Genomic DNA, 25813 nt, shown 5'->3' on the forward strand with positions numbered 1-25813 from the left:
CGGGGGCGTGGTCCACGGCGGACAGGCTAGCTCACCCCATCGAAACTCCCGTTCGGTCCACACCCCTCAAGATCGGAACGACAACAGCCTCTAAGGAGGCATCGCGGGCCAATGTAAGGAAGCCTCGCAGACTGCGGGCCCGTGCTACCCGCCCCCGTGAACCGGCTCGTTCTACCTGGCCGTGCGCTGCTGCCTGCACTTTTCCCGGCCTGCTCCGCCCGGGGCATGCCGCACCGCCGGAAGACGGCACTGCTTTCGGCGTCCTTCAGCCGAGAACAAAGCGTAAGGCAGAACGCAAGGCGGCCCGTGGGCAGAGCGTAAGGCAGCCAGATCTGTTGCGTTCTACGAGCAGGGAGCGCTCGAGCCCTCGCCGGCCTTCCGCCCAGCCGTGCACGCTGCCCGAAATGGGAAAGTAAGTCGGCTCCGACGCTGCTTCTCTGGCAATGACTGGAAGTGGATCTGTTCCCAACTTTTCCTCACTAAGTTGCGGGTTGTCGGCGCTCGCACTGCAGCTTCGTCCGATGCCTCACCCCGCGCACCACCCACAAGGACTGGCGCGGGCACACCGGTGCGGCGCTGCCAGCGGCCTGTGCCCTTCCAAGCACGGCGTCATCCACCTTTTCACCACGGTGACAGCCCCGCCTGTCCGTCACCGTGCACACCGATGAGACGAGATGAGGGAGAAGGACCAATGGGATTCGGGGAGTTGGGTGCCAAGGGCATCGAAGGAGGGCGTGCCCTGGCCGAGAGCCTGGACATCCGGGTCTTCGACGATGTCGAGTGGAGGCGCAGCGATGAGGAACTCCTCCACCAGGCGCTGGGCTATCTGGTGAAGAAGAAGTCCGCGGCAGCTGCGCTCCACGCCCATGGGATCGCCGCCGATGCCGACACCCTCGCAGCGTGGTGGTCAAAGACCCGCACCCCTGACCCCGAGCAGCAGCAGCTCCTGCAGCAGGCCTTCCGCGACCTGCGACGGCGCAACATCGCCCCCTACCTGACCCGACTGTTCAACGCGGACGGCGGCACCCGGATCGAGATCCACCCCGTCGACCAGGAGGCCGTCGAGGCCCGCCACCGACGCGACCTGCGGGTCCGGTGGAAGAACATCTGGCGCTGGAACCCGATCATCGCAGCCTGGGCGCGGCAGGACTCCCTGGAGATGGAGCACCTGTGGCAGGACCTCATGAGCGAGATGGAATCCGACCACCGCTCCTACTACTACGTGCAGCACATCGGCATCATCGGCTGACCCTGCCCCGGCCCTGATTCACCTGCCGTATCCACCACATCCTGAAGGGAGCGCCCCGGTGCCCTCGGCATCGACCCACGCCTCGTCCGACGAGCAGGACCGCGCACCGCGACGTCGGCGTGAAAAGAAGAAGCTGCTGGCGGCTGGAGTCCGCTCCCTGACGGAGCTGCGCCAGCGCGGTGAGATGACCACCGACGATGTGAAGACCGTCGCCCGCAGCGTGGGCGTCAACGAGCGCACGGTGTGGCGACGTCTGGCGAAGGCCCAGAACTTGGGCACCGCTGATCTCCCCGAGCGACCCCGGTTCACGATCACCGAGGACCTGCGGGTCAAGCTCGCCTACCACCACGGGAACGTCAAAGCCGTCCATCTGGAGCTGCTCGCCGAAGCCGACGACGAGCAGGACGTGCCGAGCCTGTCCACGCTGTACCGCGCGGTGAGGCTGGATCTTCCACCGGGCGACCTGGCAGGACTGCGCGAGGGTATCCCCGCCTCCCGGGCACACGACCCCCACCTGCGCCGGCCGCCCACCTGCCGCAACGAGGAGTGGGAAGGCGACCACAAACAGATTCCCGTCCTGGTCTGGGCGGACGGACGCCTCGTCAAACCGTGGGTCACCTGGTTCTGCGACTGCCACACCGGCATGACCATGGGCTGGGCCGTCACGCCGCATTACCCCCACCGGGCATCGATCCTGGCCGCCCTGCGCTCCTGCATCCTCACCGACGAGGTACACGGCCCCGCCGGCGGACTGCCCCGGCGGATCCGCATCGACCGCGGCAAGGACTTCCTCTCCCGGGCCGTCACCCAAGCCATGGGCAGCCTCGGCGTCCAAGTGGACGTCCTGCCGCCCTACACCCCCCGCCTCAAGGGCAGCATCGAAAACCTCAACCGGGCAGCGACCAGCATGTTCTTCTCCACCCTGCCCCGCTACACCAAGTCCCAGAAACTCGATACAAAACGGCGGGTGGGGGACAAGGACCCCGCGCTGACCTTCGAGGCCTTCGTCGACCTGTTCGCGACGTGGGTGCGCACCCGCAACGCCGAACACCGCATGCAGGGCTACGGCGACGTCACCCCACTGGAGAGCTGGCACAGCGACGACACCCCGCTGCGCGAGCCACCGCTGGAGGACCTGCACGTCTTCCTGCTGGAGGAGGAGCGCTCCACCCGCATCATCCACGGCCACGGCATCCGCTGGCAGAACCGCGACTACGTCGGCGCCTGGATGACCGGCCGAACAGGCACCCAGGTCCGTATCCGCTACCAGCCCCACCACCCCCGCACCATCGAGGTCTTCGACGCCCACACCGGCCAGCACCTGGGCACCGCACACCTGGCCGACGAGGCCAGCGAGGAAGAGATCCGGGCCGTCTACGAGGCCCGCGACGAACGGGTACGGCGCCTGCGCCGCGACCTGGCCGAGGCCAAACGCCGCCGCCGTCGCCGCTTCCAGGCCGTCACCCAGGCCGAGCCCGCACGCACCGCCGGGACCATGACCCGCGCCCAGGCCGCCGCCGAACTCTCCCTCACCCGACGCTCGCGGGCCAAGGACGACGGCGTACCCGCCGGATACATGCCCCGCCGCGTCACCCCCGGCGCCCGCTGGGCCATGCCCGCACCTGCCAGCGCCGAGGAGAAGAGCACCGCCCCATGACCCCCACCCCCTCGGGCGAGGTCCGCACCATCAGCCCGCACGGGCACATCCACTGGCGAGGCCGCACCTACAGCGCCCTCTTTGCGCTCGCCCACATCGGTGCCCGTGTCACCGTCGAACCCGGCCCTCACACCGAGGAGATCGACGTCCACGACCCGGCAGCCGACCGCCACCTCGGTACCGCCCGGGCACTGCCCAGTCCACCATCCCTGATCCCGTCCACCCCTCTTCCCCGTAAGGAGCAGACCTCCATGACCACCACCCCCGCCGACGACAGCTACCAAGAACCCGACTTCTACCTCGACCTGCCCGACGCCCGAATCGTCGCCACAGAAGCCCTCCTGGAGGCCGGCGAGAACATCGCCGACACCATCGACGCCCGCGCCATGTCCTGCATCTACGGCGACGCCGGACTGGGCAAGACCTTCTCCGTGCGGGCCGCACTGAAGGAAGTCGCCCCCGACCTCGTCCTGCTCCTACAGTTCCGGGCCCGCCCCACCCCGCGCGACATCCGCATGGAACTCTTCGACGTCCTGCACCTGGAAGGCAAGCCCCCCGCCCACCCCAGCGAGTTCGACCGGCTCCTCAAGCGCGCCCTGGCCCGCCGCCCCTACATCCTGGTCTGCGACGAAGCCCAGCAGTTCAGCCGCGAATGCTTCGAGTTCGTCAGGCACCTGTACGACACCGGCAAGGGAAAGAGCCGCCCTGCCGTCCTCTTCGTCGGCGGCGAGGAATGCTACAAGACCCTCTACAACGAGCCAGCTCTCGCCTCCCGGATCTATATCTGGCAGGAGTTCACCCCCATGGAGCCCGCGGAGGTGGCCAAGAACATCCCCCTGTTCCACCCCGTCTGGGCCAACGTCTCACCCGAGCTGATCAACTTCATCGACCTGGAAGCTGGCGGCGGCACCTTCCGCATGTGGTCCAAGGTCACCCACCATGTGCTCGAGGGCATGAAGCGCCGCGGCCTGAGTGACGTCGACGAGACCCTCGCGCGCTGGGCCATCCGCCGATCCCGCCCCGCCCGACCCGTCCGCCGCGACGACGACTGATGAGCACCACCGCCCTCTCCCGCCGGGCCACCCGTACCACCCCGGTTGCCACCGCCCACGGAACCGTCCGCTTCGCCCGCCACCACCTCGGCCTCACCGGCGCCCGCACCGTCGACACCCCCCAGGTCACCGCCACTGCCACCGCCCTTGAGGCCACCGTCACCGAGCAGGGCATGATGTGCCTGGCCGCCCCCGCAGGGGCAGGCAAGACCTTCACCCTGCACACGGTGCTCGACCAGCACCCCGCCTGGCACGCCATCCGTCTGCTGCCCCAGCCCCAGGCTCGCCCAGGCGACCTCCGCCACAGCCTTCACCACGCCCTGGGCCTGCCCGGACAGCCCCCCAAGGACCCCGGCACCAGCGACGACCTCATCCGCCACGCCCTCCACCACCCACCCCGGCTGCTGGCCATCGACGAAGCCCACCAACTCTCCGCCTCCTGCCTGGAATACCTCCGCTACCTCTACGACGACCCCCACACCCGCATTGCCATGGTGCTGGCCGCCGGCAGCCACCGCCTGCGCGCCCTGCGCACCACGGCCATGCTCGCCTCACGCGTGACCCGCTGGCACCACCTTGACCCCCTCGATGCCACCCAGATCACCACCGTCATCCCCGCCTTCCACCCGCACTGGAAGAACACCGACCCCGCCCTGCTCCTGCACCTCGACCAGATATGGGCCCACGGCAACTTCCGCCGCTGGGCCGCCCTCACCCACCGCACCACCACCCGACCCGCCCGCACCGACCCCGACGCACTCCTGCGCCACCTCACCCCACGCCCGGAGACGTCATGACCCCCCACCCGCCCCCGCCCGACACGGCCGGACCCGCCGGCTCAAACAACGCCAGCGAGTGGAGCCCGACCTGGCCGCCCCGCCAGAACACCCCGCTTCCCACCGTCACCCTCGTCGTCACCATGCGCGACGAACAGGACTACATGCGCCTGGCGTTCGCCGCCCACCAGCCCCGCCACCGACGCATCACCGTCCACCCCACCCCGCTCGCCGGAACCGGCCCCTACCTGGCACACGACCTGATCCGCGCCCTCGGCAAACACCTGCCCCTCCCCGACAAAGACCATGGCCTGCCCGCATGGGCCACCAACACCAACCGCAGCTGGTGCATCACCGCAGCCTGGATCCTCACCCTGGGCATCAGCCACCTGACCATCTGCCGCGCCCACCGGCTCAGCACAGGACAGTGGGAGCAACTACTGGCACTCAGCGCCCGAACCGGCATCCGCCTGACCCTGCTGTGCAACGGCCCCATCCCGCTGACGACCCTCAGCCTGCTGGACACCATCGACCACCGGCTCCTCGACAACCGACAGGCCGCAGCCGCCCACTGGTGCCCCCCACCCCACCCGCGACATCCCGCCGGCTACCCGTGGTGGCAGCACCGCGCACCCTTCCTGCCGCGCGAGGACGACCTCCAGTTCCGCATGCCACCCCAGCCTCTGAAGCCCGCCGCCGTCGTCTTCACTCCCTCGTCCCTGCCTCCCGGCCCCATCCCGGCCCTGCCTCTGCCCGGACCGCACCAAGACGACGTCCACCCCCACGCCGTCCAGATCGCCGACCGCATCCACACCCGCATCGCCCACCCTGTCCACGCCGCCTGCGTCGCAGTGGCAGCGCTGACCGGATACAACAGTCAGCAGATCAAGGCCCTTCACACCCAGCCGAGCAATGGCCTGCCCGAACTGCCCCCCTGGACAACGGTGCTGATGGACGCTGCCCGCCAACTCGCAGCCCTGCGCGGCCACCCCGACGCCCCCAACCCGCTGTCCGTCCCGCCCTGGGAACACGCCGACATCGACCAGGCTCTCCATGCCTGCCGGCTCCGGCCCACCCCACCCACCCGCCGACTCCGCACACCCTCCGCTCACGTCGCGCGGACGAAGACCGTCGACCAGCTGCGCGGCCGCCCAATTGCCTGAAGGACTCTGATGCTCGACCGACTCCACCTAACTCGGGGCAGTCCGTCGACTCCACCGATCCCGGATCGCTTCAAGCCGGTGCCCGGTGCCACGTGCTGGAAGGCGAGTCGACGCGGCGTTGGGCAAGTCACGGTCCGGGGATCGCGAATTCCACCCAGAGCGGGTAGTGGTCGGAGATGTGCCAGGACAGCTCCGTCAGGGTGCGTTCTCCCTTCAGGTCGGGCACGAAGTTGATGTGGCCGCCGACGGTGGCTTCCAGGGTCAGCACGGGGCGGTGTTTCTGTCCCTTGGTGAACCAGGCGATCTGGTCGTAGAAGTGCTCCGCGCCGGGGTCGTCGAAGATCGTGCGTGCCAGTCCGGTCAGTTGGGGTGCGGGGACCAGGCCGGTGGAGGTGAATGCCTCGAACAGCGGGTCTCCGGCGCGGTCGATGTTGAAGTCGCCCAGCGCGATGAGGTTGTGGTCCCAGCCGAACTCCCGCTCCGCCCACATGGCCAGCCACTTCGCGATGGCCTTCAGTTCCGGGACCCGGCCGGCGGCGCTCTCCCCGAACAGGACGTGCAGGGTGACCAGGGTGAAGGTCTGGCCCTGGGAGAGGAAACTGACGGCGTACGGAGTGCGGGCGAACTGCCGCTCCAGTTCCCCGGCGCTCACGCCCGCGTCCTGCTCGATCGGGACGACCAGCTCGCAGGCCAGGCCGGACGGCTTCACCCGTCGGGTGTCGAACAGGAACGCCAGCCGCTCCCCGTTGCCCTCCTTGCCGAGGGTGACGTCGGTGAGGATGAACGCCCAGTCGTCTCCGAGGACTTTGAGAAGGTAGCGCAGGGCGCGCAGGTTCCCGCGCGTCTCCTGCACCGCGACCACGTCGAAGCGGCGGATCACCGACGCGATCAAGTGGACGTCGGTGAAGTTCCGCTTCGGCGAGGCGCCGTCCGGGGTGGTCCAGGCCTTGGTCAGGTCGGAGAAGGCGCGCAGGTTCCACGTCGAGATCAGGAGGTTGGCGCCGACGCCGTCTTTCTTCGCCGGCACCACCCCGTCGAGGAATGTCTCCCAGCGGTCCACGCGTTCAGCCACCCGTTGCGGCGGCGCCAGAATGTCGGCTTCGGACGGCACGGATCCTCCTCAACACAGGGGGCGTCTTACGAGCCTCCAAGAACGCCCTTGGACGGGACAAGACCCGTTCCAGTGACCTGCCCCATCCAGCCCAACCCCGGCGCTCAACCGTGTCGCCGCGGCGCGACGGCACTGGGTGTGCAACAAGGAGCGTGGGTCCGGGCCGATATGACGAAGAGGGGCACCATTCTGCGCCCCTCCCCAGGGCGTCACTTGCTGGGTGGGACGACGTGCGGATAGCAGTCGTCAAGGCCCTCAACGGTCACGATGGTGATCCGGAACTTGTTCTCCGGGACGTAGTAGTTCCTGGGCTCGTTGGCGATCTTCAGGTACTCGGTGCCGTCTCGGTCAGCTGTCGCACACTCGACACCAACCGCGGTGCGGCGGGGGAGCGTGCCTACCGGTGTCATGCCCGAGGGATCTCTGGGCGTGAGCACATCGGTGTCGCGCGTGAAGGCCACTGTGAGCACAGACGTACGGGTATCCGCCGGAACGTAGAGGGGAAGCCGCGGAGAGGGCTGTGGTACACCCGGGTCGTAGGTTGGCGTCGGAGCTACATGGTGAGCCGACGATGGCGGTGCGGCACGCGGCGTGTCCACCGGGCCGCGGTCCGCTTCCCCACCTCCGGGAGCGCTGAGCAGACTCAAGAGCGAGCCTGCCAGGGCGACGGCCACCGCAAGGCCTCCTCCCAGCCGTAGGGCTCCCGGAACACCTGCCACCCGGCCCGCACGCCTTCCACCCCGCCGGCGATCAGGAGGGGGGCCACCGCCCAGAAGACCTCCCGGACCACCCCGGTGGCGCCGGTTAGTATTAGCGCCTTCACCAGCAGCAGGGCGAGCACCAGCACATACCCGCCCCCGAGGCCCCACCAGAGCAGGCGGACCCGGTTCGGTGCCGCCCGTTCCAGCGGCTTCTCGGTCACCAGCTCCGCCCCGCTCGGCAGAGTTCACCGCGGCTGACTGCCTCACAGATCAAGGTATGGGCCGATCGTGGCCGCGGTGGCGGCGGATCGGAGGTAGTTCTTGGCCTGGTGGAAGTCGAAGGGTGCGATGGCGGCCGTGTGATCCAGGGAGAGCCCCTTGAAGTAGCGGCTTAGCTGCGGGGGCACAGCCACAGGGTCGCCGGGATCGGCGACGTTCACCCAGCGGCCGACGCCTGGTGGGCGCTGGCCGTTCAGGTGCGGTGTTGCACCCTGGGGGGTGGGGCACAGCCGGTGGAACACGGCCTGTGGGAGGGCCAGCGGCGAGCCCAGTGTGAGGAACAGTTCCGGTTGCAGTTCGGGATGGGCGTGCAGCGCTTCGTAGGCAACGACCGAGCCGAGTGAGTGCGCGATCACGACCCTCGGCTGTTGCCGCGCGATACGCGCGGCGACCTCTTCGCGCGCTGCGAGACGGTTCGGGCAATCGTGCGCCCGCAGATAGGCGGCTACTTCGCGGAACAGCAGGCGGATGAAGACTCTGAGAGGGCCCTCGGCCAGGTCGAACCGTGTTGCCACCCAGGTGGTGATCTGGCGCAAGGGGATCGTGAGATGCCCCTGCACGACGTCCGCGGGAACGCCGAGTTGCGCGGACCATGCTGTCAGCATCTCCTGCTCCAGCGGATCGTTCAGGCCGTCAAGAGGGTCAGCTCCCTGCTCGGCGACGCCGGGGAGGAGCTTGTCGGCGTAGTACGCGAAGTCGAGGTTGATGTTCTCGGGAGCGACGCCCAGTCCATCCGCTAGGTGACGCGTCCAGGCCGCCCCTCGCACTGCTCTCAGCTCTTCCCTCATGCCGCTGGATACGTCTGCACCGAAACTGTTCCCGACTCCGTGAACGGCGACGACGGTAAGGCCGGACGCGGCGTCGCCGGTGAGGGGCGATTGAGCCTCCATCACTTTCTGCCTCTCTCGATGCTGGGCGAGTCAAGTGCATGATGGACCCGTCCGCCCCTTGCAACGCCTGGCTTTGAGCGATCTCGTATGCGGAAACGAACCCGGCGTCTAGGGTCGGTGGCAGGAACCGGCCGCGACAGGGGGGACTGGGCGCACGGATGGGGGAGACAGCCGGGGCGGCGCCTACTGGGCGCCACGAAGGTGCTCCGAGACGGCGTGTCGTACTGTCCTTCGGAATCCCGCTCACGCGTGACGCCGATGGTCTGTCCCCCAGACTGGGCCTTGACCCACTGGACAGCGCACCTGACCAGGCTCAGTGCGTCGCACAGGTTCTGTCTGAGTTCGGGTACGAGGAGTTTCCGCCCCAGCCGGAGCACACCGACTACGACGAGACGCTTGAGAGCCTGGTGACCGCGTCAGACATAGCGGTCTTGATTGTGCACGTCGTGGGGCACGGCGAACTGGCGGATGGCAGCAGCGAGAAGCTGTACCTCCTCGACCACGACGCGATGCGCCTTCGGCGACCTGTCAGCGGCTGGATCGAGAGGATTGAGGATCACCCCGACGACCACCGCCCCGTCACCTTGTTCGTCCTGGACGTCTGCTACGCCGGCGAGGCCGCTGTCACCGCATGGCACGCACGGATGGACATTGCCGAGCGTCGAGCTTGGGTCCTCGCCGCAACGGGACATCGGGACAAGGCATTCGGCTACCGGCTCAGCCGAGCACTGGTCCAGGTCCTCGAGCGCTACCTCCGCGGCGAGTTACGGATTGATCCATCGGTTCAGTACATCCCGGCGAACGCCCTCTGGAAGGAAGTCGAAGCCGCCGTACGCGAGCTCGTGGCCAAGGAGAGGGGCCTGCCGCAGCAGGTCCTGACGAGTCTGGTCCCCAGCCACGCCGACCTCTCGAACCTGCCGTTCTTTCCCAACCCGCGCTTTGCCGAGACTGCCCCAGAGGAGCGCCTGCCCGCGGCAATCGCCCGCCTGGCCGACCTGGCGGTGGACCCCCTGCACTTCATGCGCCGCGCCGGCGGTGCCCAGCCTGTCCAGCGGGACTGGCGCGAAGGGTACTTCAGCGGACGCAGGGAAGACCTGAGCCAGCTCTCGAGCTGGCTGGACGACGAGCACGCCGCTCCAACCCTGTGCGTCGTCACCGGCAAGCCGGGGGCCGGAAAATCGGCGCTGCTCGGCATGCTGGTCTGCGCCGCACACCCGGGCCTGCGTGAATACACCAAGCCGCTCTGGGGAGGCCTCGCCGACACGGTTCCGGGGACGAACGACCGGCTGCTCGTCATTCACGCTCGTCACATGGCGCTGAACGACATGGTGCGGGCTCTGTCCGAGCAGGTACGCCACGTCCTGGCCTTGCTGCCCGAACCGTCACCGGCCGGGGCGGTTCCCGGCCACGACTCGGCAGGCGCCCTTTTCACGCTGCTGCAGGAAAGCCAACAACACTCGGAACGCCCCATCACGATCATCATTGACGCCCTCGACGAGTCGAACGAGCCCGAATCGATCACCCAGGTGCTGCTCTACCCCCTGGCCCGCAGGTACAAAGGGCTCATCCGGCTGCTGATCGCTACACGAAAGGACACCCGGGTCAGCGTCCTGCTCACCCCACGGAACGGCCACGAGTGCCTCGACCTCGACGCCACTGTTCCGGAGGCACTCCGCGACGACCTGTTCGTCTACGTGAAGCGCCTGCTGGCAGCAGCCGGCCCCTACACCACCGGCCCCATGGGACAGGCCCGCAACGCTCTGGCGCAAGCCATCGCCAGACGACTGGCCGACGACCCTCAGGAGCAAGAGACCGATGTACCGGAGTACCTACGCCTGGGGGAGTTCCTCACCGCCGGCCTCTACGTGAACTTCATGCTGTCCAGCACCGAGCACAGCTCCGCCATCGAAGAAGCAGCGCGACTTGGCCACGCCGTCCCACGTAACCTGCCCGACCTGCTGGAGATGGATCTCCAGCGTCACGGTGACCAGCCTCTCCTGCGGGTCGTGCTGACTGCACTGGCCTTTGCGCAGGGACAGGGCATGCCCGAGCGCGTACTGGCCGACGCCGTGGCCTTCGACCCCACCGGCCAGGGCCAAAAGGTGCCGTTGAAGACCCTGTACCACCTCCTGGACAACGAGGCACGCCTCTACCTCAGCCGCAGTGTCGACGAGGACGGCACCACCCTCTACCGCCTCTTCCACCAGGGCGTGGCCGACTGGTGGCGCGAGTCCGCCAGCCACGAAGACCGCCAACAGCTCTACCGAGGCCTTTTCGCCTCAGTGCCGCGCGACGAGAAAGGACAGGCGCTGTGGCATCTTGCCGCGCCATACCTGCAACGCCACCTGCCGCAGCACGCCGCCGACGCAGGCTACCTGGACCAGGTCTTCGAAGACGCCGACTACCTCGTCTTCGCAGATCCGCCAGTCCTCCTTGAACTGCTGCCGCAGGCAAGGGGCGCCCTGCGACCACAAGCCGAGGCGAACGCAGCAACCTACGAAGGCGCCTTCGCCGAGCGAACCTCCACGCCGCTCGACGCCCGCCGCCAACTCTTGGCAATGAGTGCCGCATTCCGCAAGAACGGACCGCTGCAGACGACGCTCGAGCGCTCCACGGACTGGACGGTTCGCTGGGCGGCTCCTGCCAGCTCGCCTCCGACCGCCCTGGCGACCTACACGGCGCAGGGCCACCCCTACGCCGTCACCGGCAACGACCTGGGCTACATCGAAGTGTGGGACGCACACAGCGGAAAGGCCCTGGACCCCTCCCCGGAGGATCCGGGCGAAGCGCAGATGGCGGCGGAGATTCAGGCCCTCACCTTGGTCGACTCCGGGGGCGTCCCCCAGATTGTCACGGGCGGCTACGGCGGCATGCGGATATGGGACCCACTGACCGGCGCACTGGTCGGCGAAATGCCTGGCCACGTCGGATCCGCAACCTCCATGACGGCTGTACAGCTCGCCAACCGTAGCCGCCTCCTCGTCGGCGGCTACGGCGGCTTCAGCGTGTGGGACCTGGCTTCCGCCACACAGACCGGGGAGTTCGTCGCCCATGGAGCATGGGTCGATGCCCTAGCAGCGACGCATATGCACGGCCGCCCCTACGTCGTCGCGGGTGCCGACAACGGGCGTATCCAGGTATGGGACTTAAGCTCCGGAACCGTGGTCCACGACCTCACCGGCCATGCAGGCTGGGTTAAGGCGGCGGCGGTCATCCATCTTGACGGGCATCCCTACGCCGTCTCGGCCGGAGAAGGGGGCACCGTGTTTCTCTGGGACCTGGTCACCGGACACTGCAGAGGGGAGCTGACCGATCACCAGGGCGATGCCGTCACTGACCTCGCAGTGGTCGACCTGCCCGGGCAACCCCATGCGGTGACCGGCCACGTATCAGGCCGCGCAGTGCTGTGGAACCTGGCCACCGGGAAACGCACCGCAGCGTTCCATCTGCCCTCGGCCGTCACAGCCGTGGCCGCGAGTTCTGACGGCGCGATCCTCGCAGCGTCCGCAGACGGCATAGCGGCCTTCACACTCGACATCCTCACCGGCCAGAATGCAGGCCGCGACATGCTCGGCAACCCGCGAGGCCCTGCACCGTGCCAATGACTGGAGACCTCCAACCCCTCCTGGCGCAGGGAGGCGGCCAGCGCTGTGTCCGGAGCAGCGCACGGCCAAGGCGGCAAGCCCGCGGGAGGCTGCCGACTGGGGAAGGATGGCGGGAGTGGACGATGAGCCCTACGGGCACGCGCACGCATTCAAGCGCCACCACAGGCGGTAGCCAGTGACAGCGGGAAGCGAATCGGTTCTCGAACTGCTGCCGATGGTGTTCGCTGCACCACACGACGCCCTCGCGAGGGCGGAAGAGGTGCTCGACGCCGATCCCTCGCCCTTGGACGCCTCCGTGGCCCACCAGGTGATCGGCATCTGGCAGCGGGACTGGGGCGACATGCGGCTCGCCCTGAGCCATCTGCGGCGTGCCCGCGACCTCGCCGCACGCGCCGACTCACCCGACCGGGAGGCGGACGTCCTGGCGGCGCTCGGTGTGGCGCTGGTGCATGAGGGGCGCACACAGCAGGGGCTGGCCGCGCTGGAGCGCGGGATCGAGCGCGGCAGCGGACACACGCGCGCCCGGGTGCTGTTCCGGCGCGCCTACGCCTACTGGGTCCTGGGCCACCACCCGGAGGCGCTGGAGGACGTGCGCCGGGCGATTCCGGTGCTGCGGCAGGTGGACGACGTCATCTGGACGGCGCGGGCGCTGACGCTGCGCGCGACCGTGCATCTGGCGCTCGGCGCGGTGGACCGGGCGGACGCCGACTTCGCAGCTGCCGAGGCGCTGTGGGACGCCACGGGCCAGGAGCACGACAAGGCGGACGCGGTGGAGAGCCGGGGCCTGGCGGCGTTCAGGGTGGGTGACATCCCTGCAGCGCTCCGCCTGCTCGACGAAGCCGAAGAACGCTACGCCAAGCTCGGCACGCCGACGTTCATGCTGAACATCCGTCGCTGCGAGGTGCTGATGGCGGCCGGGCTGGCTCCGGAGGCGCTGGCCGAGGCGGACGCGGCGATCGCCGTGCTCGACAGCATCGGCGGCCATTCCACCCGCAAGGCCGAGCTGCTGCTCGCCGCCGCACGCGCGGCACGGCTCGCACACGACCCGCACACCGCGGTTGCACGGGCTGACACGGCCGTGCGGCTGTTCGCGGGCCAGCGGCGCACCTGGTGGGAGGCGCACGCCCGGCTGGTCCTGATCGACGCCCGCGCGGCTGCCGGCCGCAGTTCGGGGCGGCTCGTGGCCGAAGCGGCGGCGGTCGCCGACCGGCTGGCCTTCCTCGGCGCGCCGGCCGCGCCGGAGGCGTCGCTGCTCGCGGGCCGGATCGCGCTCGGGCTCGGCTGGACAGCGGACGCGGAGCGGCATCTGGGCGTCGCCGCCCGCAGCCGGCACAACGGGCCGCCGCTGGCGCGGATGACGGGCTGGGCGGCGCAGGCACTGCTGGCCCAGGCGGCAGGCTCCGGGCGGGGCGTCCTGGAGGCCTGCCGTCGCGGCATGGACGCTCTCGACGACTACCAGGCGGTACTCGGTGCCTCGGAGCTGCGCGCCACTGCTATCGCGCAAGGCGCGGAACTGGCCAGGCTCGCTCAGCAGGCCAGCCTTGAGTCCGGCAGACCACGCGGGCTGCTGGTCTGGAGCGAGCGCTGGCGGGCAACGGTACTCTCCGCGCCGCCGATCCGCCCACCGGCCGACCCGGAGCTGCAGCGCAACCTGACCTCCTTCCGGGAGATCGCAGCCCGCGCGGAGTCCGCCCGCATGGAGGGCCGTTCCGTACCGGCCCTGGAGCACGAACAGCGGCGCCTGGAGCGGGAGATCCGCTCCCGGACCCGCGAGCTGCGGACTCACGCACTCAGCGGCGGCCAGCGCTTCACCCTCGCCAGGCTGTTGTCCGAACTGGGCGACAAAACACACCTGATGCAATTCCTCGTGCTCGACGGACGGGTCCAGCTACTCCTCTGCGGGCAGGGACGGGTGCGCCGCTTCGAGGCCGGTCTGCTGGCCGAGGCGGAGACCGAGGCCGAGCACGTCCAGGCCGGGCTGCGACGGCTGGCCCACCCGGGCGCGGAGGGACGGCTGCCGGTGGTGGAGGCCGCAGGGCGGCGCCTCGAGGAACTGCTGCTCGGCCCGGCCGCGGCGCAACTAGGCGACGGCCCCGTCGTGGTCGTACCGCCACTCCCGCTGCACCGCGTGCCGTGGGCGCTGCTACCGTCGCTGCGGGAGCGGGTCCTCAGCGTGTCGCCGTCGGCGAGCAACTGGCTGCGCGCGCGGGAGACCGAGCCGCCGCCGGGCGGCCGCCAAGTGCTGGTCCGTGGGCCAGGGCTGGCGACCGGCGGCGCGGAGGTGCCCCACTTGGCCGGCCGAAACGGCGGTGCCGTCGTCCTGGAGCAGGCCGACGCACGCGTGCCGCGCGTGCTGGAGGAACTCGACGGGGCCGCGCTGGCCCACATCGCCGCCCACGGCACCCTCCGCACCGACAGCCCGATGTTCTCCTCGATGCGGATGGCCGACGGGCCGCTCGTCCTCCACGACTTCGAGCGCCTGGACCGCAGCCCGTACCGCATCGTCCTCTCCTGCTCCGACACCGCACGCTTCGCCTCGGCCGGCGCCGAGGAACTGCTCAGCCTGGTCACTGCGCTACTGCCGCTGGGCACGGCCGGGGTGGTGGCGAGTAACGCGCCGGTCAACGACGCCGCGGTAGTGCCCCTGATGCTGGCCCTGCACGAGGGCTTGGCTGCCGGCTCGTCCCTCGCCGAGGCTCTACGAGATGCCCGCGCCATCCTCCCCGCCGACTCGGTCCACCAGGCCACAGGTTGGGCGTTCACGGTGTTCGGCGGGGCCTGACACCGCCTGAGGAACGACCAACCGGGGGGCGAACCCGCCGCGGAGCGCCTTCAGGATTACGGGCCGAGAGGTCCCCCGCGGTGGCCGGGGCGCCAGGTTCGGCTCAAGCTCTACTTGAGCTACCTGTGGCTGCAGAAGGAGGGCACCGCCCGGCAGTTGGCCATCCGGCATAGCGCCTGGGCCACGCTGCTGGACCTGCCCGACCCCGAGAAGGCGGGGGCCCGCCGGATCAGCGACGCACAGGCCTGGCTGGAGGAGCACCGCTTCATCGACGTGCGGCGCACTGGCCGACTCAGCCTCGTCACCGTCCTGGACGAGAACGGCCGCAGAGAGTCCTGGACCGCCCCGGGCGCGGCCGCGAAGAAGGAGAAGGAGACCAGCGACCTCGGTGTGCTGCTGCACCGCTACATCCAGATCCCGCAAACGTTCTGGACCGCGGTCACGGCTTACGCGGCGGGCAGTGTCACCCGCGCCCAGACGGATTTCCCCCGGGCTTGAGCGTCTGTGGTCCAGCCCCAGGTGTTGCTGAGGGCGTTCACGATGGGCAGGCCGCGGTGGCGTTCGGCCAGGGGCTGAGGAGCGGTGAGTCTGGGGCGGAGTTGGCTGGGATCGCGGACGACGCACAGGAGAGTGTGCGGGCGCAGGGCCAAGGCCAGCCATACCCCGGCTTGCGGATCGTCCGTCGTGTCCGTGTCGGGCCGGCCGTGGCGGACGGCGTTGGCGACGAGCTCGGAGGCGATCTGGACCGCGTCGTCGCAGATGCTGTGCAGATTCCAGCGGCGCACGGTCTGCCGGGTGAACTGCCGTGCAATGTAGCAGCAGTGGATGGAGGCAACAGGGATCCGGCGGGCGGCGAAGGGCGTGCTGCCCAGGCCTGAACGGACGGCGAGGTTGGGCGTGGAGGCCAGGGGCTCGCCGAGAAACAGCAGCTCTGGTCTTCGGTCGTCAGTTACGGCAGACGTGGACTGTGGCTGGAATGTGCCCTCACGCCGTGGCGTCATCGTCCGTCCCCCGGAGTCTGGTGCCGTGCGTTTAAGCACGACATGCCGTCTTGACCGTCACTATTCCGGCCCGCTCCTCGTTCCTGCAAGCGCGGCTCTGCAATTGCAGAGCCGCGATATTCGCACGGACAGTCGAACCGACTGTCAGTCATGGAAGGGCAACCACTGGCTGGCGTCGGGCGCGACTCGGAGGGGCAGGGTGAGGTATGCAGCCGGTGGAAAACGGTGCCAGTGCAGGCGCGATCGAAGGGGCACGCTGGCGTAAGAGCCGTCACAGTGGGGGAAACGGCAACTGCGTGGAACTCGCCCGTCTTTCCAGCGGGGACGTGGCGATGCGCAATTCGAGGTTCCCGGACGGCCCCGTCCTCGTCTATACACGCGAGGAGATCGCGGCCTTCCTCGGCGGCGTCAAGGACGGCGAGTTCGACTTCACCCTCTCGTGACCGAGAGTAGAGATATGGCCACTTGCTGACACGTTCGAAGGTCGGCTGCCATAATCGGGCCACTCAACAGCACAATAGGAGTGCCCGTATGGCAGCCGACCCGAAGGCGCCGTCGATCCTCGGATTTCCCCACCGCCCAGAATGGGGCCCGGCAGCGCATCGCAAAGCCCTTGCCGGGCACCTGCGACGCTGCCGCGACCACGCAGGGATCGGGGCCCGGCAGGCCGCTCGGTGCATCCACGCCTCCGAAGCATCCATCAGCCGCATAGAAACCGGCCGGACAGCCCTGAAACCCGCTGAGGTCGAGCGGCTCCTGGACACCTACGGGATCAGTGATCCGCTCGAGCGCGCCAGGATTGCCGACCTGGTCCGGGAAGCAGCCAAACCGGAGGCGTGGCAGCCCTACGCCAATGCAGCCCCTCTCGACCTTCGCCCGCTGCTGGGCATGGAGCCTGCCGCTCGCCGCATCATCTCCTACGAGCCTCAACTGGTGCCGGGCTGGCTGCAGACCGAGGAGTACGCCGAGATTGTGATCCGGGCCGTCCATCCGACAAAGCCGGCGGGGGAAATCGCGGAACGCGTGGCCCTGCGGATGCAGCGCATCGAGATGCTGCGGCGAGCCGTGTCCCCGCCGATCCTGCTGGCCGTGATGGACTCGGAGGTGTTCCGCCGCCGGGTCGGCACACCCGGGGTGATGTACCGGCAGATCAAGCACCTGATCGCGTTGCTGGAGGAACTGCCCTACCGGCTCAACCTCCAGATCGCTCCGCTGACGGTGGGCGCTGCCGGGGCCATCGGGCACCCGATCGTGCATCTGCGATTCTTCACTCCGGAGTACCTGCCCGACATGGTCTACCTCGAGCAATACGAAGGAGCCCTCTACCGGGAGAAGCCCTCGGAGTCCGAGCGCTACCAGGCCATCCTGAACAATCTGTGCGGAGTGGCCAACCCGGCCGAGCAGACACCGGCGCTGCTGGAGCAGGCACTGGCCGCCTGGCGGTGATACGGCATGCGCCTGTGATGAGCGCGCGTCGGTGCGGGCTCAGCGCCTGACGAAGCCCACGCCGCCGTACTCCTCCCACTCCCAACTGAGCTGAGAGGGCACGTCGTCGTGGCCGGGCCGCCACGTGGAGACCTCCACCAGGCCCGGGTCGACCACATCCAAAGGCGTGCAGAAGTCGGCCACGTCCTGCTTCTCCCGCACCCGCCCCCAGTGGCCCTGGGTCTGCTCGTCCATGAAGCGGCTGACGAAGTCACGGACTTGGGCGGAATCGCTGACGAGCTGGCAGACCACCATCATGCTCCCGGCCGGCAGCCGGTCCGCGACCCGGGCGACCAGCTCCGCCGGCCGGTCGCTGTCCGGGATGCAATGCAGTACCGACACGAAGAGCGCCGCCACCGGCTCATTGAGATTAATGAGCCGGCCCACCGGTTCGCTGGCGAAGATTTCATCGGTGTCTCGCATGTCCGCCTGAAGAACGGCTGTGTTCGCATTGCTCGCCAGGAGCACGCCGCCGATGGTGCGGACGATGGGATCGTTGTCGATGTACACCACCCGGCTGGAGGGGTCCACTCGCTGGGCGATCTCGTGGACGTTGTCCTGGGTCGGCAGCCCTGAACCGTGGTCGATGAACTGCCGGATGCCGTATTCGGCGGCGAGTACATGCACCACACGGCGCAGGAACTCCCGGTTGTTCAGCGCGAGTTCCCGCATGCTGGGGACGTGTTTGAGTAGCTCTTCGCAGGCCGCGCGGTCCGCGGGGTAGTTGTCCTGCCCGCCCAGGAGGCTGTCGTACATGCGGGCCACACTCGGAATCGTGACGTCCACCCCGTACGGCAAGCTCACGCGCGTTCTCCCCCTGCCCCCACACGCCCCGGTAGCGTGCGCCCTCAATTACGGAGTGTAGAGATAGATCGCAGTGGCACACCGTGCAACGGTCGGAAAATCACTCCTCGGGGGAGCGCGGCGGCAGACTGGGAAGGTCCCCCGGGCGTATCCCGAGTACCTCGGCGATGCGGTCACGGCTCAGGTGCATCTGCTCGTGCAGGAAGTGCGCGTCATGCTGCAGCCCTTGCACAACCTGACTGTCCGGAACGGCGGTTGGACCACATCCCAGCGCGCGGTCGACGTGGTCGTGCAGGATGCGCCAGGCGCATGCGGCAGGGCCGGCACTGCCCAGAATCACCGTCCAGGACACCGCCAGCTCGGTGAACGCGGCGGTGACGGCCCCTTCGGCCGCCCCGCGTCGGCCGATCCGCAACGAGGCGTACTGCAGGTACGGCTCGTAGTGGCGTTCACGGAAGGCGGTATAGGCCGCAAGCGCAGTGCGCGGGGCCCGATGATCCTGCACTTGGGCGGAAGCGGGCCGCCGTGCGATGACGGTTGCCGGTGCTGACTCCCTGGAGCGGGGCGCAGGGCGGGGGTCGCTCACGGCCCCTCTTCCGGCACGGCGATGTGCGCCGTGCCTTCCGGTAGACGGGGGTCATCGCACATCAGGAACGTGTAATGCACCGCTTCCCACAACGGCTTGAAATCGAGCGGTCGACCCCCCAGCGCGTACACGAGAGCGGCCAGCACTTCCCATTCCGGGACGTCGATGCCTGCCAGGACACGGCGCGCCGTAAGCGCGCTCACCGTTTTCGAGCTGAGGCGCTCGATCCGTTCCGCAGGAGGAGACTTTGCCGCCAGGTACAGTCCCCGCACTGCGGCGTGCAACTGCGCGATGGCGGCCGCAACAGGCTGGCGCCCGGGCGCCGTCATATCGTGCGCCGCCTCGAACAGCACACGCAGTTCGGCCGGATCAGCACCGAAGAGGACCGCCAGCGAGCACGTGAGATCCCAGGTCGGCAGGCGGTCTCCCGACAAGACGCGAGAGATGAACGACGGCGAGAGCATCGTGGAGTCGGCCACTTCCCGGATCGACAATCCGCTGGCCGCGTGCAGATGCGTCAGTGCCGACGCCAACTGGCCGACGGGAGAGATCACTTCAGCGCCTGGGCCGCTGACCGTGTCCTCCGGGGCATCGGCGAGCCGTGCGGGCTGAGAACCACGCCACCGGGCGGGGGCGGCCCGTTTCTCGTTGGCGTGGAGGTCCATCATCCGGGTTACCCGCTCGGGTGCCCATCGTGCGCGCGCTGTCTCCGGAGCGACGTGTGCGTCTCTGGCTACCGACTCCCATTTCTCACCCCGGTGGCGGGCATCTTGCACCGCAGCCGCGGTATAGATATCCAGCTCCCGGCGAATCGCTTCGGCCCTCTCCAGCAGGGTGCCCAGTTCCTCCTGGCGCATCTCGCTGTCCAGCAACTGCTGTGCCAGGCGGCGGACTTCCGCCGCCACCGGACCGCCCAAAGGTCCCTGCAGGGCGGCGACGGCCGGGGTCTTGCGCGCCTGCCGGTTGCGCTGGGCCCGCCGACGGCAGGTCGTGCTGCAGTAGCGGCGACGCCGCCCGGCCCCGATGTTCTGCACCAGTGGGCCCTCACACACCGGACACTGCTCCGGCCGCTGCGACGGATCAGTCGTCACGTTCGAAATCCTTCTCCTGTTTCCCACAAGAGCGGGCAGCACCCGCTGACACTTCTGAACACCGGGTAGGGGCGGGCTGGCGGCGGCTTTCACGGACCAGCCCACCCGGAGGCCGGGTCAGTCCAGTTGTGCCCAGAGGAATTCGATCCGCGAGGTGCGCGCTGCTGCCGCTGCTACAGCGGCGAACGCCACGCATGCGGCAGCGGGCCACTGGCCGGCGGACGGCAGGACAAAGGACAAAGCCAGCACCACGACAGGGCCCAAGCTGACCGTGACAGCGAAGGCACGCAGGCGTGCGTAATGCCGGCCGGTATTGCTACCGTCCAGGCGCGTCCGGGACACCACGGTGCCGTGGACGACATTGGGGTCGGTCATCTTTCTCCTCACGGAATTGACGGCTGGTCAAAATGCGGAGGGGTCCTGGTCTGTTGGTGCCATCCTTAGGGCCAGGGCCCCCATTGGCGTGACCTTAGCGCGCCTGTGGATCGCACGGCCAACAGAGTGAGGCATTAACGGAAGATCCGGCCGCATCGATGTGCGAAAAATCCTCGGCAAGCAAGGATCTGCTCGAATAGGGCTGCACTGAACCGGAATGCGGCAATGCGTGATCGAAATTGACCGCTTCTGGCCGCGAGCTTTCTGATGCAGCGTTTCCCCGCGCGTGAAAAATCAGATGGGGCACACTCCGGCGCGCCCATGGGCGCACGCACGCCCCCGGTTGCATCCAACAGCTGACCGCGACGCAGGCGCGCCTGGGAAACCCTGTGGCGAGCAGTTCGTTGGCCGTGGGCCACGCAGCGACACATTGAGGGGGCTTTGCAAGGCGAGAGCCACCGGGCTGCGCGGTTCCGCACGCAGACGGCGGGCCAACGTCCGCCAGCCTGGTTGCAGGTCACCGGGAGCGGCGGCCAGCATCAGAAAGTCTGCTGCCGACCCGCTGGTGACAGGCTCGGGCTCGATGACAGCGGTTCCGTTGAGAACGTCGCGACACTCGGCTACCGCCTGCTCGTAGGCAGCAGTACGGCAGGTCAGCACCAGAGGGCTGCCGTCCCCAAGAGCCTCGTTGAGCATGCTGAAGACACGTGCCTGGAATCGGGAGGGAATCTCGTCGAGGCCGTCGAGGCCGTCGAGGACCGGCAGAACGCGACGGGAGGCAAGCAACTCACCTACGGCATCTGGCCCGTACGCCCCTGTATCGCGAAGGGCCGGATACTCGGAGACGATCTTCTGCAGTAACCAGGTTCTGAGGTGAGAGTGCTCCAGCACGTCCGAGGAGAGTGACAGGATCACGGGCACCGGTTCGCCCGGTTGGCGAGTGCGCAGCAGAACGAGGACGAGAAGTACAGCCAGCGTTGTCTTCCCCGATCCGGCAGGGCCCAGGATGGCAAGTCGACGCCGCGGCAACCGGCGAAAGGCCGCAGCCGCACCGCTGGCATCATCTGTGCCGCAAACCAGGCCCTCTCCGATCAGGGCGGGGTGATCGGACAGGCCACGCGGCGTGTCGTTCCACCGCACTTCCAAGGGCCGGGGATCTTCCAACTGGCGCAGGGCCACCTCCCGCGCCCAGACGTGTTCAACCGCACGGCCCAGTGCATGCTCGGCAGCGTCGAGTTGCTCCCCAGTCGGCGGGACTTGCGTGCCGGAGTTCTGCCGCGCCCACACGATCAGAGCGGCAACGGCGGCCCAGGCTCCCAGGACGGAAGCGGCGTTGCCGGCATACTCCACACCGCGCCACACCCACATAGCGGCCATACCGGCCGCGATCAGAAGCGACGCTCCCGCCGCAACACCCCAGCGTCACCCCGGCATTGTGCACCTCGATCTGCCCCACGCCCGCGAACACCTGGCACAACGAGCCGGAAAACGGCAGGTGGCGGCCCGGGGGCGGTCAGCACGCCCAAGGCGTCTGCCAGGGTGCAGCCTGACGACCACCAGACGCAGGTCACCGAGCATGCGCCGTAGAACCCAGAACACGGTCCGCAGATCGCAACGCCCGCCGCCCCATCGAGGCGGGGGCCTGCCAGGGGCGCGTTCTCCAGCGTCCACGGTGGGAGTTTGACGCCCTTTCACTGACTGAGTAATTTACATTCCGAATCGGATATCAGAGTTCGCATGAACAAGGGGGATGGTGCGGATGCTGTTGACGACCGGGCAGGCGGCCGAAGAGCTCGGCTGCGCCGTCACGACCTTCCGGCGCCTCGTGCATGCCGGACTGATCCCCGGCCTCTCCCGCCGCGGAGTGCGCGTCATGATCCCCCTCAGCGCCGTGCAGGCCCTCAGCGCGCGCCGCGACGCCCCCCTGCACCACCTGGACAGCCAGGAGGTCGCTGTCTTGCGCGTGGACACTGCCCAGCCTGCCGACGATCCTGACCGCGACTGGATCGGCTTCGCCGCCGGCCTCGCTCCCGACAGCCTTTTGAAGGCCCTGCGCGGCTGGTGGCGGTGCGACGCGGCGAGCGTCGCGGGCGGGGGAGTGCTGCCGGTCACCTTGTCCGGCTATGTGGTGGCGGTGCTGACCGGGCTCCAGCACTGGGAGAAGAACGCCGAGGGCCGTCATGCCTTCCCTGACGCCCGCCTGGCCGGCTACGTCACCGACCTGACCACCCCCCACACCTCGATCACTTCTACCCTCGACAGCGACCGCCGGCTCGCCGAGCTACTGCTGGGCACCAGACTCGCCTCCCACTCGGGCGGGGCCATCGCCTACGTCACCACCCACACCACCGCCCGCTGAACGGTCCGGACAAGGAACACCCGATGGACGCACAGAGCTACAGCACCGCGCTTGCCGATCTGCGCGCCGTGCGGGACCAGATCAAGAAGACCCGGGCCACCCTGGCGAAGCAGGAAGCGGACCGTGACAAGCGGATCATCCAGCTGGCCTCCTACGAGAAGGCGAAGGCCGAGCGGATCGCCCCCGCGGCCGGACTGGGTGTGGCCGACATCGTCGCTCTCGCCCCGGCCCTGGCCCCCGACAGCCTGGCCGCGAACGACCCGCAGCCGCAGGCGCCTACGCCGCCCGCCGCCCAGGCCACCGCCGAATCCGCACCGCGCCCGCCGCAGCCCACTGCTTCCGCCAGCCCCGTTCCACGACCGGACCCGGCCGAGACGAGGGCCCCGCAGCTGCCTGGAGCCTCCGAGACGCCGCGGGATCTGCCCTCCATCCCCGCGGACAGCACCGGCGATGCCTGGTTCTCCCACACCTCGGGTCTCGCCTCCACCCGGCCGAACTTCACCCAGCAGGCTCGCTCCACCGTCTTCCTGGACACCACCACCGGCGTCCTGGTCCACCGCAACCAGACCCACCACCTTGACCTCGCCGACCGGTCGGCCGCAGACATCCTCACCGCCGTCTTCCACACCATCCCCGAGGGCGTGGAACGTATCTACATCACCGCCGGCGACCCCTGGCACCGCGACACCGGCCGCTACCCCTACCTGCGCGACGCAGTCTCCGCCTGGCTGAACGCCCCCACCCCCGGCTGGCGCACCGACACCGGCCGCGGCCGCGACCGCATGGCCGGACACTTCGTCCACGCCCGCAACCCCGTCGGCCGCTACCAGCGCGACAAAGGCGAGCAACACGTGGAGATCCGCTCGGTGGGGGAGTGGTTCGACATCGACGGCGACGACCCGCACACGATCCGCGACGCATTCGTGCTGCTGTGGCAGGCCCTGCGCCGCCACTGGAACGACGCCGTCCTCATGGGCTCCCCCTCCCAGACCGGCCGCGACCTGTGGACCCGCACCATCCCGCAGCGCGGCCAGTACTCCGACGGCTTCCCCGTGCTGTCAGAAGAACTACGCGGCCTGCTGCACGCCACCGCAGGCCAGGGCCGCAACGAACTCATCACCCCGCCCCGGGTCCCGGAGCAGCTGCCCCAACTCGTCGAATACGACCGCACTTTCGCCTACGCCAAGCACACCTGGAAGTCCCCGGTCGGCACCCCCCGCCGCATCACCGCACACACCTTCGCCGCCTGGTCTCAGAAGGAGCAGATGCGCGCCCTTTACGGGTGCGGGCACTGGCAGATCCGCGTGACCGTCCCCGACACCTGGAACCACGTCGGCCTCCTCCCGGCCCCCGCACCCGGAGACCGCGCCTGGCACTACCCGGCCGAACCCGGCACGACCTTCACCACCTGGGCCGGCGGCCCAGAAATCCACACCGCCCTGACCAACCCCCTGACGCCGTGGAAGATCGAAATCCTCGACGGCATCCTGTGGGACGACGGCAAACCCCTGGACGACTGGGCCAAAAAGCTCAAGGAGACCTGGACCAACCTCTCCGCCCAGGCCCACTTCCACGGCGACGCCCAGCAAGCCCGCGCCGCCCACCTCGCCTCCCGAGCAGTGCGCTCCATCCTCCTGTACGGCATCGGAGCCTTCGCCCAGCGCCCCCGCATGGTCACCGGCACCACCCCCCGCAGCCTGGAACGCGACGTGCCGCCGGACGCCGAAATCATCGGCTTCAACGACGAGTTGATCACCTGGCAGAAGCCCACCGGCTTCGCCCGCGACCCCAACGCCCACCCCGAATGGGCCGCCGCGATCTGGTCCGGCGCCCGCGCCGCCCTCCTCTACCAGCGCCACCGCGACGACGACACCCACGCCGGAGCCCTGCACACCCCGCCCGGCACCGTCGTCGCCTTCCGCACCGACGCCCTCTACCTCACCCAGCCCCACAACTGGCCCTACCACCACCAGCCCGGCGACTACCTCCTGCGCGGCCACCTCACCGGCCCCGTCACCGCCCCCACCGCCGAAGAAGAACTCCTCACACTGCGCGATGCCGGACGCGCGGCCCTCACCACGGAACGGGAGGCCTGATGCCGCCCCGCCGCCGCAACCAGACAGGACGCCAGAGCGAGTTGAACGAGGCAGCACAGCTGGCCAACCGGCTCCAGCAGGCCGGCTACACCAAACGCGACATCGCCTGCATCATCAACCGCGACCCCTCCCTGGTCTCGCAGTTCTACACCAAGAACAAAGGCGCCGCCTTCGTCCCCGCCCTCCAGCAGGTCCTGGCCGCAGTCGAGACAGGCGGCATCACCGACCTGCCCGAACTCACCGCCATCGCAGCCCGCCACACCCAACGACGCACCACCGCCTCCGGCGCCCGCGCCCGGGTCCGCACCAAGGCCGTCCTCATCACCCCCGCCGGATCCGGCACCGGCCGCGTCAGCGCCCAGGCCATCGCCTCCGGCGCAGCCCGCCTGCGCCCCCTGATCGCCGAAGCCGCCCGCCTGGGCCTGCGCCTGGCCTTCACCGTCCGCCTAGCCAAGACCGGCTACATGCACCCCTCCGGCAGCCGCACCGACTCACCCGGCATCCGCCGCGACGTCATCCAGCGCGCCGACCACACCGAGGAACGCTCCTACGGCTCCGCCCAGACCGGCGGCTTCGACGCCGCCGACTTCGCCCGCCGCGTGGATGCCGCGGGCGGCGACGTCACCGCCGCCGTGCACCAGTGGCTGGTCGAGACCGGACGCATCCATCCGGACGCTCAGATCATCCACCTTGAGGTCCGCACCTGGCGCCCCCGCTGACAGCGCGAGGGGCAGCGCCACCCTGCATAGGC

23 protein-coding genes are annotated in these 25813 nt (G+C 69.1%); 13 read left to right on the forward strand and 10 right to left on the reverse strand.

Annotated elements, in window-relative coordinates:
- The first annotated feature begins 691 nt into the window (after positions 1 to 691).
- Genes ACFU95_RS38845 through ACFU95_RS38865 form a run of 5 tightly spaced genes read left to right on the forward strand, consistent with a single transcriptional unit; the run spans position 692 to position 5897 of the window.
- On the forward strand, positions 692 to 1249 hold the full coding sequence (locus tag ACFU95_RS38845; RefSeq protein ID WP_383838453.1) for a hypothetical protein: 558 nt from the start codon (positions 692 to 694) through the stop codon (positions 1247 to 1249).
- Positions 1250 to 1307: 58 nt separating this feature from the next.
- Positions 1308 to 2906, forward strand: coding sequence for a Mu transposase C-terminal domain-containing protein (locus ACFU95_RS38850; protein ID WP_383838456.1), 1599 nt, complete (start codon positions 1308 to 1310; stop codon positions 2904 to 2906).
- Positions 2903 to 3958, forward strand: a complete 1056-nt coding sequence (locus tag ACFU95_RS38855; RefSeq protein ID WP_383838459.1) for an AAA family ATPase — start codon at positions 2903 to 2905, stop codon at positions 3956 to 3958. Before ACFU95_RS38850 ends, ACFU95_RS38855 begins: the two co-directional genes overlap by 4 nt.
- On the forward strand, positions 3958 to 4755 hold the full coding sequence (locus ACFU95_RS38860; RefSeq protein WP_383838462.1) for an AAA family ATPase: 798 nt from the start codon (positions 3958 to 3960) through the stop codon (positions 4753 to 4755). The genes ACFU95_RS38855 and ACFU95_RS38860 overlap by 1 nt, the downstream gene beginning before the upstream one ends.
- Positions 4752 to 5897 carry a hypothetical protein gene (locus ACFU95_RS38865; protein WP_383838465.1) on the forward strand — a complete coding sequence of 382 codons (1146 nt, stop codon included), beginning with the start codon at positions 4752 to 4754 and terminating at the stop codon, positions 5895 to 5897. Before ACFU95_RS38860 ends, ACFU95_RS38865 begins: the two co-directional genes overlap by 4 nt.
- A 127-nt stretch (positions 5898 to 6024) precedes the next feature.
- On the opposite strand, the gene ACFU95_RS38870 is transcribed toward ACFU95_RS38865, so the two are convergent.
- From ACFU95_RS38870 to ACFU95_RS38885, 4 genes are all read right to left on the reverse strand, one after another.
- The gene (locus ACFU95_RS38870) at positions 6025 to 7008 is read right to left on the reverse strand and encodes an endonuclease/exonuclease/phosphatase family protein (RefSeq protein WP_383838468.1); all 984 of its coding nucleotides are present in this window, start codon (positions 7006 to 7008) and stop codon (positions 6025 to 6027) included.
- Positions 7009 to 7217: 209 nt separating this feature from the next.
- The gene (locus ACFU95_RS38875; protein ID WP_302004027.1) at positions 7218 to 7478 is read right to left on the reverse strand and encodes a hypothetical protein; all 261 of its coding nucleotides are present in this window, start codon (positions 7476 to 7478) and stop codon (positions 7218 to 7220) included.
- A gap of 173 nt (positions 7479 to 7651) precedes the next feature.
- The gene (locus ACFU95_RS38880) at positions 7652 to 7930 is read right to left on the reverse strand and encodes a hypothetical protein (protein ID WP_383838471.1); all 279 of its coding nucleotides are present in this window, start codon (positions 7928 to 7930) and stop codon (positions 7652 to 7654) included.
- 42 nt (positions 7931 to 7972) lie between these two features.
- The gene (locus ACFU95_RS38885) at positions 7973 to 8878 is read right to left on the reverse strand and encodes a serine peptidase (RefSeq protein ID WP_302004025.1); all 906 of its coding nucleotides are present in this window, start codon (positions 8876 to 8878) and stop codon (positions 7973 to 7975) included.
- 407 nt (positions 8879 to 9285) lie between these two features.
- Between ACFU95_RS38885 and ACFU95_RS38890 the strand changes: the two genes are divergently transcribed.
- The 3 genes from ACFU95_RS38890 to ACFU95_RS38900 all read left to right on the forward strand — a co-directional run bounded on the left by ACFU95_RS38890 (position 9286) and on the right by ACFU95_RS38900 (position 15763).
- Entirely contained in the window at positions 9286 to 12483 is a 3198-nt protein-coding gene (locus ACFU95_RS38890) for a hypothetical protein (protein ID WP_302004024.1), read from the forward strand.
- A 214-nt stretch (positions 12484 to 12697) separates the two neighbouring features.
- The gene (locus ACFU95_RS38895; RefSeq protein WP_302004089.1) at positions 12698 to 15265 is read left to right on the forward strand and encodes a CHAT domain-containing protein; all 2568 of its coding nucleotides are present in this window, start codon (positions 12698 to 12700) and stop codon (positions 15263 to 15265) included.
- 114 nt (positions 15266 to 15379) lie between these two features.
- On the forward strand, positions 15380 to 15763 hold the full coding sequence (locus ACFU95_RS38900; RefSeq protein ID WP_383838474.1) for a hypothetical protein: 384 nt from the start codon (positions 15380 to 15382) through the stop codon (positions 15761 to 15763).
- On the opposite strand, the gene ACFU95_RS38905 is transcribed toward ACFU95_RS38900, so the two are convergent.
- Positions 15712 to 16266 carry an ATP-binding protein gene (locus tag ACFU95_RS38905; RefSeq protein ID WP_302004019.1) on the reverse strand — a complete coding sequence of 185 codons (555 nt, stop codon included), beginning with the start codon at positions 16264 to 16266 and terminating at the stop codon, positions 15712 to 15714. The genes ACFU95_RS38900 and ACFU95_RS38905 overlap by 52 nt on opposite strands.
- Positions 16267 to 16472: 206 nt before the next feature.
- On the opposite strand from ACFU95_RS38905, the gene ACFU95_RS38910 reads away from it, so the two are divergent.
- Both ACFU95_RS38910 and ACFU95_RS38915 read left to right on the forward strand, forming a co-directional pair.
- Positions 16473 to 16709, forward strand: coding sequence for a DUF397 domain-containing protein (locus tag ACFU95_RS38910; RefSeq protein ID WP_302004018.1), 237 nt, complete (start codon positions 16473 to 16475; stop codon positions 16707 to 16709).
- Positions 16710 to 16797: 88 nt separating this feature from the next.
- Positions 16798 to 17712, forward strand: coding sequence for a helix-turn-helix domain-containing protein (locus ACFU95_RS38915; protein ID WP_383838477.1), 915 nt, complete (start codon positions 16798 to 16800; stop codon positions 17710 to 17712).
- Between the two features lie 39 nt (positions 17713 to 17751).
- On the opposite strand, the gene ACFU95_RS38920 is transcribed toward ACFU95_RS38915, so the two are convergent.
- From ACFU95_RS38920 to ACFU95_RS38940, 5 genes are all read right to left on the reverse strand, one after another.
- A complete protein-coding gene (locus ACFU95_RS38920) occupies positions 17752 to 18555 on the reverse strand; it encodes an SAM-dependent methyltransferase (protein ID WP_302004016.1) in 804 nt (267 codons plus the stop codon).
- A gap of 100 nt (positions 18556 to 18655) precedes the next feature.
- Positions 18656 to 19141 (reverse strand): hypothetical protein, encoded by a 486-nt coding sequence (locus tag ACFU95_RS38925; protein WP_302004015.1) that lies wholly within the window; start codon positions 19139 to 19141, stop codon positions 18656 to 18658.
- Complete coding sequence (locus ACFU95_RS38930) at positions 19138 to 20232, reverse strand: helix-turn-helix transcriptional regulator (RefSeq protein WP_302004014.1); 1095 nt, start codon at positions 20230 to 20232, stop codon at positions 19138 to 19140. The genes ACFU95_RS38925 and ACFU95_RS38930 overlap by 4 nt, the downstream gene beginning before the upstream one ends.
- Positions 20233 to 20349: 117 nt before the next feature.
- The gene (locus ACFU95_RS38935) at positions 20350 to 20607 is read right to left on the reverse strand and encodes a hypothetical protein (RefSeq protein ID WP_383838482.1); all 258 of its coding nucleotides are present in this window, start codon (positions 20605 to 20607) and stop codon (positions 20350 to 20352) included.
- Between the two features lie 294 nt (positions 20608 to 20901).
- Positions 20902 to 21984 carry an NACHT domain-containing protein gene (locus tag ACFU95_RS38940; RefSeq protein ID WP_383838485.1) on the reverse strand — a complete coding sequence of 361 codons (1083 nt, stop codon included), beginning with the start codon at positions 21982 to 21984 and terminating at the stop codon, positions 20902 to 20904.
- A gap of 382 nt (positions 21985 to 22366) precedes the next feature.
- Between ACFU95_RS38940 and ACFU95_RS38945 the strand changes: the two genes are divergently transcribed.
- Genes ACFU95_RS38945 through ACFU95_RS38955 form a run of 3 tightly spaced genes read left to right on the forward strand, consistent with a single transcriptional unit; the run spans position 22367 to position 25781 of the window.
- A complete protein-coding gene (locus ACFU95_RS38945; protein WP_302004011.1) occupies positions 22367 to 22966 on the forward strand; it encodes a helix-turn-helix domain-containing protein in 600 nt (199 codons plus the stop codon).
- 23 nt (positions 22967 to 22989) lie between these two features.
- Positions 22990 to 25062 carry a hypothetical protein gene (locus ACFU95_RS38950; RefSeq protein ID WP_383838488.1) on the forward strand — a complete coding sequence of 691 codons (2073 nt, stop codon included), beginning with the start codon at positions 22990 to 22992 and terminating at the stop codon, positions 25060 to 25062.
- Positions 25062 to 25781 carry a helix-turn-helix domain containing protein gene (locus ACFU95_RS38955; protein WP_302004008.1) on the forward strand — a complete coding sequence of 240 codons (720 nt, stop codon included), beginning with the start codon at positions 25062 to 25064 and terminating at the stop codon, positions 25779 to 25781. The genes ACFU95_RS38950 and ACFU95_RS38955 overlap by 1 nt, the downstream gene beginning before the upstream one ends.
- Positions 25782 to 25813 lie beyond the last annotated feature (32 nt).

This window comes from Streptomyces sp. NPDC057623 (assembly GCF_042800355.1).
Lineage (GTDB): Bacteria > Actinomycetota > Actinomycetes > Streptomycetales > Streptomycetaceae > Streptomyces.

Coding starts and splice junctions, on each gene's coding strand:
- ACFU95_RS38845 (WP_383838453.1), top strand. CDS start 692: ATGGGATTCGGGGAGTTGGGTGCCAAGGGCATCGAAGGAGGGCGTGCC.
- ACFU95_RS38855 (WP_383838459.1), top strand. CDS start 2,903: ATGACCCCCACCCCCTCGGGCGAGGTCCGCACCATCAGCCCGCACGGG.
- ACFU95_RS38860 (WP_383838462.1), top strand. CDS start 3,958: ATGAGCACCACCGCCCTCTCCCGCCGGGCCACCCGTACCACCCCGGTT.
- ACFU95_RS38865 (WP_383838465.1), top strand. CDS start 4,752: ATGACCCCCCACCCGCCCCCGCCCGACACGGCCGGACCCGCCGGCTCA.
- ACFU95_RS38885 (WP_302004025.1), bottom strand. CDS start 8,878: ATGGAGGCTCAATCGCCCCTCACCGGCGACGCCGCGTCCGGCCTTACC.
- ACFU95_RS38895 (WP_302004089.1), top strand. CDS start 12,698: ATGGTGTTCGCTGCACCACACGACGCCCTCGCGAGGGCGGAAGAGGTG.
- ACFU95_RS38905 (WP_302004019.1), bottom strand. CDS start 16,266: ATGACGCCACGGCGTGAGGGCACATTCCAGCCACAGTCCACGTCTGCC.
- ACFU95_RS38910 (WP_302004018.1), top strand. CDS start 16,473: ATGCAGCCGGTGGAAAACGGTGCCAGTGCAGGCGCGATCGAAGGGGCA.
- ACFU95_RS38915 (WP_383838477.1), top strand. CDS start 16,798: ATGGCAGCCGACCCGAAGGCGCCGTCGATCCTCGGATTTCCCCACCGC.
- ACFU95_RS38935 (WP_383838482.1), bottom strand. CDS start 20,607: ATGACCGACCCCAATGTCGTCCACGGCACCGTGGTGTCCCGGACGCGC.
- ACFU95_RS38940 (WP_383838485.1), bottom strand. CDS start 21,984: ATGGCCGCTATGTGGGTGTGGCGCGGTGTGGAGTATGCCGGCAACGCC.
- ACFU95_RS38945 (WP_302004011.1), top strand. CDS start 22,367: ATGCTGTTGACGACCGGGCAGGCGGCCGAAGAGCTCGGCTGCGCCGTC.
- ACFU95_RS38950 (WP_383838488.1), top strand. CDS start 22,990: ATGGACGCACAGAGCTACAGCACCGCGCTTGCCGATCTGCGCGCCGTG.
- ACFU95_RS38955 (WP_302004008.1), top strand. CDS start 25,062: ATGCCGCCCCGCCGCCGCAACCAGACAGGACGCCAGAGCGAGTTGAAC.